Origin of the sequence: Amycolatopsis acididurans (assembly GCF_012328925.1) — a bacterium.
GTDB classification, from domain to species: Bacteria; Actinomycetota; Actinomycetes; order Mycobacteriales; family Pseudonocardiaceae; genus Amycolatopsis_E; species Amycolatopsis_E acididurans.
In genome coordinates, this window is sequence record NZ_JAAXLS010000035.1 from 59593 (window position 1) to 70148 (window position 10556).

Genomic DNA, 10556 nt, shown 5'->3' on the forward strand with positions numbered 1-10556 from the left:
CGCCCACGCCGGCGATCACCACATCGGGAATGTGCTCAGTCTTTCTTTCGCCGCAGCAGGCTTCGCACCTGCTTGAGCGTCTGCTCGAAGTCCGAGTCGAACGGGTTGTCGTGCACCAGGTAGGTCCACGTCGAACTCGGCCGGCGTACACCAGAGGCGGCGAGGTCGACGCCGTCCTCGGTGAGTTCGGCTTCCTCCAGGGTCTTGACCGAACGTTCCTCGATCGCGGGGATGATCTTGCGGAACTCGGGGATCGCGAGCCGGTGGAACTCGTCCAGCGGGGTCTCCCGCGCCAGCGCCCGCAGGTGGATGCTCTCGCGCACGTCGGTCAGGTACGCCAGGTGGTCCGACCACAGCTCGTCGAGGTGGAACAGCATGATGTCCCGGCACAGCCGCACGAGCGCGTCGGCGTCGAGGCCTTCCTCGATCTCGGCGTAGCGCTTCGGCGCGGCCTCCTCGAGCTTCTGCGCCGCCAGTTCGGTGCGCAGCAGCTCGTCGCGGTGTTTGAGCAGCTCGGTGCGCTGGTGCTCGATGAGCCGCGTGTACCGCCAGGTGTTGCGGTGGATCTCCAGGTGCACACCCTCGGCGACGCGCTGCGCGTGGTTGATGTGCCGCTGCGCGGCGGAGTCGGTGATCTCGCCGGTGTCCTCGTCGGCGTGGATGCCCTCAGGCACGTCGGGGGAGTTCGACAGCACGAGTTCGTCGTTCAGCGAAGCGAAGAACACCGCGCTGCCCGGATCGCCCTGCCGTCCCGACCGTCCGCGCAGCTGCCCGTCGAGCCTGCTGCTCGGGTACCGCGCGGTGCCGATCACGTGCAGCCCGCCGAGTTCGACGACGCGCTCGCGGTCCTTGCCGTCCGCCCCGCCGAGCCGGATGTCGGTGCCGCGGCCCGCCATCTGCGTGGACACCGTGACCGCGCCGTAGGTGCCGGCCTCGGCGATGATCGCGGCCTCCTCGGCGTCGTTGCGCGCGTTGAGCACGACACACGGAAGGTCCACTTTGGCCAGTTTCTCGGCGAGCTCCTCGGACTCGGCGACGTCCTGCGTGCCGACCAGGATCGGCCGCCCGGTCTCGTGCACCTCGCGGATCTCCGCCTCGATCGCACGCAGTTTCTGCGACGGCGACGCGAAAATCCGGTCCGGCAGGTCCTCGCGCACGTTCGGTGTGTTCGGCGGGATCACCGCGACCTCGAGCCGGTAGAACTCGCGCAGCTGCTCGGCCACCGCGACCGCGGTGCCGGTCATGCCCGCGACCTGCGGGTACCGGGCGAGCAGCGCCTGCACGGTGATCGAGTCGAGGATCTCGCCGCGGTCGGTGGCGGGCAGCTGTTCCTTCGCCTCGACCGCGGCCTGCAGGCCGTCCGGCCACCGCTGCAGCTCGGCCACCCGGCCGCGTGAGGCGTTGATGAGCTGGACCTTGCCGTCCCGCACGATGTAGTCGACGTCGCGGGTCAGCAGCGCGTGCGCGTGCAGCGCCACGTTCACCGCCGCCAGCCTGCCGGACCCGGAATCGCCGTAGAGGTCGATCCCGCCGAGCGCCTTTTCCACCACCGACGCGCCCGCCGTGGTCAGCCAGGCGTTGCGGCCGTCGGAGTCGGTCTCGTAGTGCAGGCCCAGCCGCAGCCGCCGCACGACGTTGGCGACCTCCATGTCGGCGACCGCCGAATCGACCGAACCCGCCATCACCAGCGGCACCCGCGCCTCGTCGACGAGCACCGAGTCGGCCTCGTCGACGATCGCGACCTCCGGTTCGGGCTGGGCGAGATCCTCGACGCGGGTGATCAGCCGGTCCCGCAGCACGTCGAAGCCGATCTCGCTGACCGCGCCGTAGGTGATCTCGTGCGCGTACGCCTCGCGCCGCTCGTCCCGCGTCAGCGACGGCTCGACCCAGCCGACGGAGACTCCGAGCAGGTCGTACACCGGACGCATCCACTCGGCGTCGCGGCGGGCCAGATAGTCGTTGACGGTGACCACGTGCACGCGCTTGCCCTGCAGCGCGTAGCCCGCCGCCGCGAGCGCACCGGCGAGCGTCTTGCCCTCACCGGTCTCCATCTGCACGACGTGCCCGGTCAGCAGGCCCATCGTGCCCAGCAACTGCACGTCGAAGGCACGTTCGGACAGGGCCCGCCGCGCGGCCTCGCGGCCGAGGGCGCAGATCTCGGTCAGCTGGGCGTCGGCGAACTCGGCCTCCAGGCGCAGCTTGCCCGCGCGCTCGGTCAGCTCGGCGTCGCTGAGCTTCTCCACCTCGGCCTCGAGCTCGCCGATGGCCGGGAGCAGCGCCTCGTACTGGGTCAGCTCGGCGCTGGCCGGCCGCTCGATGAGCCTGCGCAACCGCTTGCCCATTCGGCTGATGAGTGCTGGCACCCCTGGTCTCCTGTCCTTCTCGGTCCGGTTCCACACGGCAACGAGGTGGTGGTAGTCGTATGTTCCCTGCCAGGATGGCACGATCACGCCGTGCCCCTCCTACAGCGAGTCACGCGAGCGTCCGTCGTCCTCGGCGCCTGCCTGTTGATGCCGGTCGTCGCCTGCACCTCTCAGCAGCCAGGCAGTCCGGCGCAAAGCCAGAACCAGACCGAGACCAAGGGCCCCGTCGGCCCGGTTCCGGCCGGTTTGGACAAGTTCTACTCGCAGCCGCTGAGCTGGGGCGCGTGTGCACCTTACGCGACCACGGACGACGCCAAGTCCCTCTTCCGGGGCGACGGGCTGCAATGCGCGCGCATGACGGTGCCGCTGGACTACGCCAACCCGGCGGGCGACACCATCACGATCGGCGTCCTGCGCCACAAAGCGAGCGATCCGGGCAACCGGATCGGTTCGCTGGTGGTCAATCCGGGCGGTCCGGGTGCCTCGGGCATGACCGCCGCGGCGAATCTCGCCTCGCAGGTGACGCAGACCGATCTCGGCAAGCGGTTCGATCTGGTCGGGTTCGATCCACGCGGCGTCGGCGCCAGCGAGCCGGACGTGTCCTGCCTGACCGACCAGGAGCGCGACCAGGAACGGTCGCAGGACCTCGACCTGGACGGTTCCCCCGCCGGCGTGGCGAAGCAGGAGGCCGAGGCGAAGGACTTCGCCTCGAAATGCGCCCAGCGCACCCAGCACAGCACCGCGATGCTCGCCAACATCGGCACCCGTGACGTCGCCAAGGACATGGATGTCCTGCGCTCGGTGCTCGGCGACCAGAAGCTGACCTACCTCGGCTACTCCTACGGCACCCGCATCGGCTACACCTACGCCGAGGCGTTCCCCGGCAACGTGCGCTCGATGGTGCTCGACGGCGCCCTCGACCCGAACCAGGACGAGGTGGAATCGCTGGTCGCGCAGGGCGCCGGCTTCGGCACCGCGTTCAACCAGTTCGCCGCCTGGTGCGCCGCCCAGCGCAGCTGTGCGCTCGGGCAGAACCCGGCGGACGCCACGAAGGCGTTCCAGGACCTGGTGCGCCCGCTGATCCAGAACCCGATCCTGCTCGCCGACGGCCGCAAGCTGACCTTCGACGACGCGACGCTCGGTGCGATCCAGGCGCTGTACTCGCAGCAGCTGTGGCAGCCGCTGGACTCGGGACTGACCGAGCTCAAGCGCGGTATCGGCACGACGCTGATGGCGCTGGCCGACCAGTACAACGAACGCGACACCAGCGGGCACTACAGCAACACGCAGGACGCCTTCACCGCGATCCGCTGTGTGGACGATCCGCGCGTGACCGACAAGGCCAAGATCCTCGACGCGGAGAACCAGTACGACAAGGTCGCGCCGTTCCTCGACGACGGCCTGCCCAAGGGGGCGGCACTGGACGCGTGCGCGTTCTGGCCGGTGCCCAACACCTCCGAACCGCACGAACCGCATGTTTCGGGGCTGCCGCCGGTGCTGGTGATCTCCACCACGAACGATCCCGCCACTCCCTACCAGGCGGGGGTGAACCTCGCGAAAGACATGAACGGCGCACTGCTGACGTTCGAGGGCACCCAGCACACCGTCTTCCTGCAGGGAAATTCGTGCGTCGACAACGTCGGAACGCAGTATCTGGTGGATGGCACGGTCCCGGCGGCGGGCAAACGTTGTGCCGGACAGTGACGGTGCTGGCACGATGAGGTAGATGCCTATCCGACGCCGCTGGCCGCTGCCCGTCGCCGGTCTGCTGCTGGGCACGCTGCTCGCGTGCACGCCCGGCCAGGTGCCGCCGACTCCGCCGCGTCCATCGCCCGTGTCCGACGTCCACGCGCTCGAGAAGTTCTACGACCAGAAACTGGCGTGGGGGCAGTGCGAGCCGTACGCGACGGGTGCGCAGAGTCAGGACGCGTTCCGCGCCCCGGGCATCGAATGCGCGCGGCTGACCGTGCCGATGGACTACGCGCATCCGGACGGGCCGACGGTCAGCGTGGGGCTGTTGCGGCGCAAGGCGAGCGATCCGGCGGACCGGATCGGTTCGCTGGTGGTGGATCCGGGAGGGCCTGGCGGTTCGGGGATGGAGGTCGCCGCCCGGCTCGGGCCGACGGTCGCGAACCAGGCGATCGGCCTGCGGTTCGATCTCGTGGGTTTCGATCCGCGCGGGGTGGGCGCCAGCCAGCCGCGGGTGCGGTGCCTTTCCGACGCCGAACGCGACGCGGACCGCGAGAACCATCGCGGCGACGGCACGACGCCGGAATCGAGTGCGGCGTGGGCGTCCTACGCCAAGGACTTCGCCGCGAAATGCGTGCAGCGCACCCAGTACGGCGCCGACATGCTCGCCAACGTCGGCACCCGCGACGTCGTGAAGGACCTCGACGTCCTGCGTGCCGCGCTCGGCGACGCGAAACTGAGTTATCTCGGCTACTCCTACGGCACCCAGCTCGGTTACAGCTACGCCGAGGCCTATCCGCGCAACGTGCGGGCGCTGGTGCTCGACGGTGCGATCGACCCCGCCGAGACCGAGTCCGAGTCGCTGGTCTCGCAGGGCCAGGGCTTCACCCGGTCGTTCGGTCTGTTCGCGGCGGCCTGCGCCCGGCACGCCGGCTGCGCCGTCGGCCCCGATCCCGCGCGCGCCCCCGATGTCTTCCGCGATCTGACCCAGCCGCTGCGCACCGCTGCGGCCCCGGCCGCCGGCGGGCGGAAGCTGTCCTACGACGACGCCATGACCGGTGTCGTGGACGCCATGTACTCCGAGCAGTCCTGGCCGCTGCTCAACGCCGCGCTGAACCTGCTCAAGGCCGGCGATGGAAGCCAGTTGCTCCAGCTCGCCGACAGCTACTACGAACGCGGGCCGGACGGACGCTACTCGTCCCTGCAGGACGCGTACTACGCCGTGCGCTGCGTGGACAATCCGCACCAGGTCGACGCGGACGTCGTCACCGCCACGCACCAGCGGATGCGCGGCGCGGCACCGTTCCTCGACGGCGGCCGTCCCGACCAGGGCGAGATCGACGTGTGCGGTTCGTGGCCGGTGCCGACCACCTCCCAGCCGCATCGTCCGTCGCTGCCCGGAGTTCCGCCCCCGCTGGTCATCTCCAGCACGGACGATCCGGTGACGCCGTATCAGGCCGGGGTGAACCTGGCGAAGGAGATGGGCGGCGGCCTGCTCACCTTCGACGGCGCGCAGCACACCGCGTTCCTGCACGGCAATCAGTGTGTCGACGTGAACGGGCTGGCATATCTCGTGGACGGCACGCTCCCGCCGCCGGGCACGCGGTGCGGCGGCTGATCAGCCCGCCGGTGTGGTGGCGCTCGGCTGGGTCAGCCCGAGTTCCAGCATCACCGCGCCCTCGTTGGGCTGCCGTGGCGGCACCTGCATCCAGACGCGCACGAGGTTGCGCGGCTCGCTCTGGGTGACCCAGAACTTGACGTCCACGTCCGAGGCGACGGTGGGCAGTACGCCCTGCACGACGTCTTCGGCGATTTCGCCGGTGACGCGGTAGGTCTGCACGCCCTTGAGGTCTTCCCTGGTCTCGGTCTTCACCCCGGTCGCCGCCGTCAGCAGCTTCGGCAGCCCGTGCGCGGGATCGAACAGTGCGACGGGGTTGTACGGAACGGGCACGGGCTGCTCGTCGCGGATCCCGTTCTTGCCGGTGAGCACGAGCTTGTCGCCGTTGATCGAGTAGGTGACCTCGAAGCGGTTCTGCGACTCCTGCATGTCGGCCTGCCCGCTGGCGCTGCCGTACGGTCCGCCGTCCTTGCTGGCCACGCCTTTGACCTCGCGCACGTTGAGCCCCGGCACGGATCCGCTCACGGTGAAGTCGAACGCGAACGAGCGCAGCTGGCCGAACGTCGCCGCCGCGGCGGTGACCAGCGACGATGCGTCAGGAAGGGGACCACGTGTGTCGGGGGACGCGCTGCAGCCGCTGGCGAGCGCGAGAACCATCACGAGAACACCGGCGGTGCGGCGGCGGAGCATGGGCTTAACCGTAGCGTTGCCGGTCAGGAGCGTGCGAAGGTGCGCCGGTACGCCAGTGGTGAAACACCGATCGCCGCGTTCAGGTGCTGCCGCAACGACGCCGCGCTGCCCAGCCCGGAATCGGCCGCGACCCGTTCCACCGGCAGGTTCGTGGTCTCCAGCAGATGCCGCGCGTGCAGTACGCGCTGCTGGTTGAGCCAGGTGCGCGCGGACAGCCCGGTCTCGGCGCGAAACCGCCTGCTGAAGGTGCGCACGCTCATCCGCGCGTGCTGCGCGAGCGTGTCGAGATCCAGTGGCTCGCCCAGATGTTCCAGCGCCCACGCCCTCGTCGCCGCCGTGCTGCCGTCCTCGGGCGAGGGCAGTGGCCGGTCGATGTACTGGGACTGCCCGCCGTCGCGCCACGGCGGGACGACGCAGTAGCGCGCGGCCTGGTTCGCCACCGCGCTGCCGTGATCGGAGCGGATGACGTGCAGGCACAGGTCGACACCCGCGGACAGCCCGGCGGAGGTGAGCACGTCACCGTCGTCGACGAACAACACATTCTCGTCGAGATCGACATTCGGGTACAGGACGCGGAAATCCGCCGCGTGCGCCCAGTGCGTGGTGGCCCGCCGCCCGTCGAGCAGGCCGGCCGCCGCGAGGACGAAGGCACCGGTGCAGATCGACATGACCCGTGTACCCGGCCGGATCCGGGCCAGCGCGTCCGCGAGCGGCGGTTCGAGGACGCCTCGTTTGCGGGGCCCTTCGATCCGGGTGCCGGGCACGATCACCGTGTCCGCCTCGGCCAGGGCCTCCGGCCCGTGCTCCAGCCGCGCACTGTAGCCGTAGGTGAAGTGGACGGGCTCGTCGTCCATCCCGCAGATCCGCACGTCGTAGAGCCCATGCCCGTCCTTGCTCGCGGCGCCGAATACCTGCGGCGGGATGTTGAGGTCGTATCCGATGGCTTCGGACAGGGCCAGTACGACGACGCGATGCATGGCCGAATTCTTGCACATATTGGCGCTTCGGCCACTCGTTTTGCGGTGCGGGACCACGCAAGCTGTTGCGGTGACAACTGACGTGCGACCCCGTCCCCGGCTCCATCGCGCCTGGCTCGTCGCGTTCGCGGCCTTCGTCGCGCTCGTCGGCGCGGCCGGTTTCCGCGCCACCCCGAGCGTGCTGATCGACCCGCTGCACGCCGAGTTCGGCTGGTCGACGGCCACGATCTCGGCCGCCGTGTCGATCAACCTCCTGCTCTACGGCCTCACCGCGCCGTTCGCGGCGGCGCTGATGGAGAAGCTGGGCATGCGCCGGGTCGTGACCGCCGCGCTCGTACTGGTCGCGGCCGGCAGCGGGCTCACCATCTTCATGACCGCGAGCTGGCAGTTGCTGCTGTGCTGGGGCGTGCTGGTCGGCACCGGCACGGGTTCGATGGCGCTGGCCTTCGTCGCGACCGTGACCGCGCGCTGGTTCGTCCGGCATCGTGGCCTGGTCAGCGGGATCCTGACCGCGGCGGGCGCCGCGGGGCAGCTGGTGTTCCTGCCGATACTGGCCGCCCTTGCCACCCACCACGGCTGGCGGACGGCTTCGCTCGTGGTCGCGATCGCCGCGCTCGCGGTGGTGCCGATCGTGCTGGTGTTCCTGCGCGACCACCCGGCCGACGTCGGTACCAGCGCATACGGGGCGCAGGAGGCACAACCGAAGCCGGTGCCGACTCAGGGCACGGCCCGCCGCGCGCTGACGGTCCTCGGCTCATCCGCCCGCACGCCCACGTTCTGGCTGCTCGCCGGTGGCTTCGCGATCTGCGGAGCCTCGACCAACGGCCTGGTCGGCACGCATTTCGTCCCCGCCGCCCATGAACACGGCATGCCGCCGACCACGGCCGCGTCGCTGCTCGCCCTCGTCGGCCTGTTCGACGTCGCGGGCACGATCGCCTCGGGCTGGTTCACAGACCGCGTCGACCCGCGCCGGTTGCTGGGTGGTTACTACTTTCTCCGCGGCCTGTCCCTGATGCTGTTGCCGCATTTGTTCGCGCCGACCACCGAACCGCCGATGTGGGCGTTCATCATCTTCTACGGCCTGGACTGGGTGGCCACGGTCCCGCCGACCGTCGCGCTGTGCCGGGAACGGTTCGGGCTGACCGGCCCCATCGTGTTCGGCTGGGTGTTCGCCTCGCATCAGGTGGGCGCCTCGATCGCCGCCGTGGGCGCCGGGGTGATCCACGACCAGATGCACAGTTACGACCTCGCGTGGTATCTGGCGGGCGGATTGTGCCTGCTGGCAGCGGGGATGTCGCTGGCGATTCGCTCGGAAGGGGCAGTCGGGGAACCACGAAACATGGCGTTAACACGTCGGCCGTAGGGTGCGCACATGGATCGCCAGCAGGAGTTCGTGCTGCGCACGCTGGAAGAACGTGACATTCGCTTTGTCCGGTTGTGGTTCACCGACGTGCTCGGGTTCCTCAAGTCGGTGGCCGTCGCGCCCGCCGAGCTGGAGGGTGCCTTCAGCGACGGCATCGGGTTCGACGGCTCGGCCATCGAGGGATTCGCGCGCGTCTACGAATCGGACATGGTCGCCAAGCCCGACCCGTCCACGTTCCAGGTGCTGCCGTGGGAGACGCCCGAGGGCGGGCACTACTCGGCCCGGATGTTCTGCGACATCGCGATGCCCGACGGCTCGCCGTCGTGGGCGGATCCCCGGCACGTGCTGCGTCGCCAGTTGTCGAAGGCGGGGGAGGCCGGGTTCACCTGCTACGTGCATCCGGAGATCGAGTTCTTCCTGTTGTCCAGCCTCCCGGAGGACGGCACCGAGCCGGAACCGGCGGACAACGGCGGGTACTTCGACCAGACCAGCCACGCGACGGCGACGCATTTCCGCCGCAACGCGATCGAGACGCTCGAGGCGATGGGCATCTCGGTGGAGTTCAGCCATCACGAGGGCGCACCCGGCCAGCAGGAGATCGACCTGCGCTATGCCGACGCGCTCACCATGGCCGACAACGTCATGACCTTCCGGTACGTCATCAAGGAGGTCGCGCTCACCCAAGGCGTGCGGGCCACCTTCATGCCGAAGCCGTTCACCCAGCACCCCGGGTCGGGCATGCACACGCACGTGTCGCTGTTCGAAGGCGACCACAACGCGTTCCACAACCCCGAGGATCCGTTCGAGCTGTCGGAAACGGGAAAGGCGTTCGTCGCGGGCCTGCTCTACCACGCCCGCGAGATCTCCGCCGTGACCAACCAGTGGGTGAACTCGTACAAGCGGTTGATCAAGGGTGGTGAGGCCCCGACCACGGTGTCATGGGGCCGCGCGAACCGGTCCGCGCTGGTGCGGGTGCCGAACTACTCGCCGGGCAAGGCGTCGTCGCGACGGGTGGAGATCCGCACGATCGACTCGGCCTGCAATCCGTATCTGGCCTATTCGGTCGTGCTCGCGGCCGGGTTGAAGGGCATCGAGAAGGGGTACGAACTGCCGCCGGCGGCCGAGGACAACATCTGGTCGATGAGCGATGCCGAGCGCAAGGCCGCCGGCTACGACCAGCTGCCGCAAAACCTCGGTGAGGCACTGACGGAGATGGAGCGGTCCGAGTTGCTGCCCGACGCCTTGGGCGAGCACGTCTACGACTTCTTCCTCCGGAACAAGCGAGCCGAGTGGGACAACTACCGCAGCGCCGTGACGCCCTACGAGCTCCGCACCCTGCTTCCGGTGCTCTGACCAGGCTTTTTACGCTTAAGTGACCCCCCTGTTTCGGGTGGGTTCCGCCGCGTGTAATCTTCTCTTCGTCGCCAGGGAGACCGGGCCGACGGGGTGAAAATCCCGGCGGTCGGTGGCTCGGGTCGGGCGGTTGACACCGCGAACCGAACCGAGTAACGTACTGCGACGGCCCTGAGGTCGGGTCGCCAACCACCACTACGATTCGAGTAGCGGTAGAGGCTTCCCTTCTACGGGAAAAAGACGTAGTGCGGCCGAGAGTCGCGTGTTGTTTGAGAACTCAACAGTGTGCTAGTGAACTAAGCCAGTAGAGCTTTGTTTGTTTTTGTGAATCCCGTTTGGGGTTTCTTTGAGATCGAGTCGATCGATTTCTTCAATTGTCATTGTTGGAGAGTTTGATCCTGGCTCAGGACGAACGCTGGCGGCGTGCTTAACACATGCAAGTCGAACGCTGATCCGGTTTCGGCCGGGGATGAGTGGCGAACGGGTGAGTAACACGTGGATAA

The 10556-nt window shown here is 68.9% G+C and carries 7 protein-coding genes and 1 rRNA gene; 5 read left to right on the forward strand and 3 right to left on the reverse strand.

Annotation, left to right across the window (positions count from 1 at the left end; translation table 11 throughout):
- Nucleotides 1–35 precede the first annotated feature (35 nt).
- Complete coding sequence (secA2, locus tag HFP15_RS31495) at nucleotides 36–2363, reverse strand: accessory Sec system translocase SecA2 (RefSeq protein WP_168520418.1); 2328 nt, start codon at nucleotides 2361–2363, stop codon at nucleotides 36–38.
- A 147-nt stretch (nucleotides 2364–2510) separates the two neighbouring features.
- On the opposite strand from secA2, the gene HFP15_RS31500 reads away from it, so the two are divergent.
- Complete coding sequence (locus tag HFP15_RS31500; protein ID WP_168520435.1) at nucleotides 2511–4067, forward strand: alpha/beta hydrolase; 1557 nt, start codon at nucleotides 2511–2513, stop codon at nucleotides 4065–4067.
- A gap of 22 nt (nucleotides 4068–4089) precedes the next feature.
- On the forward strand, nucleotides 4090–5670 hold the full coding sequence (locus HFP15_RS31505; protein ID WP_168520419.1) for an alpha/beta hydrolase: 1581 nt from the start codon (nucleotides 4090–4092) through the stop codon (nucleotides 5668–5670).
- On the opposite strand, the gene HFP15_RS31510 is transcribed toward HFP15_RS31505, so the two are convergent.
- Nucleotides 5671–6360 carry an LppX_LprAFG lipoprotein gene (locus HFP15_RS31510; protein ID WP_168520420.1) on the reverse strand — a complete coding sequence of 230 codons (690 nt, stop codon included), beginning with the start codon at nucleotides 6358–6360 and terminating at the stop codon, nucleotides 5671–5673. It lies immediately after the preceding gene.
- A 23-nt stretch (nucleotides 6361–6383) separates the two neighbouring features.
- Nucleotides 6384–7337 carry a GlxA family transcriptional regulator gene (locus tag HFP15_RS31515; RefSeq protein ID WP_168520421.1) on the reverse strand — a complete coding sequence of 318 codons (954 nt, stop codon included), beginning with the start codon at nucleotides 7335–7337 and terminating at the stop codon, nucleotides 6384–6386.
- Between the two features lie 70 nt (nucleotides 7338–7407).
- Between HFP15_RS31515 and HFP15_RS31520 the strand changes: the two genes are divergently transcribed.
- From HFP15_RS31520 to HFP15_RS31530, 3 genes are all read left to right on the forward strand, one after another.
- The gene (locus HFP15_RS31520) at nucleotides 7408–8700 is read left to right on the forward strand and encodes an MFS transporter (RefSeq protein WP_312871846.1); all 1293 of its coding nucleotides are present in this window, start codon (nucleotides 7408–7410) and stop codon (nucleotides 8698–8700) included.
- Nucleotides 8701–8709: 9 nt separating this feature from the next.
- Nucleotides 8710–10053, forward strand: coding sequence for a type I glutamate--ammonia ligase (gene glnA / locus HFP15_RS31525; protein WP_168520423.1), 1344 nt, complete (start codon nucleotides 8710–8712; stop codon nucleotides 10051–10053).
- A gap of 380 nt (nucleotides 10054–10433) precedes the next feature.
- Nucleotides 10434–10556, forward strand: a 16S ribosomal RNA gene (locus HFP15_RS31530); the annotation flags it as partial.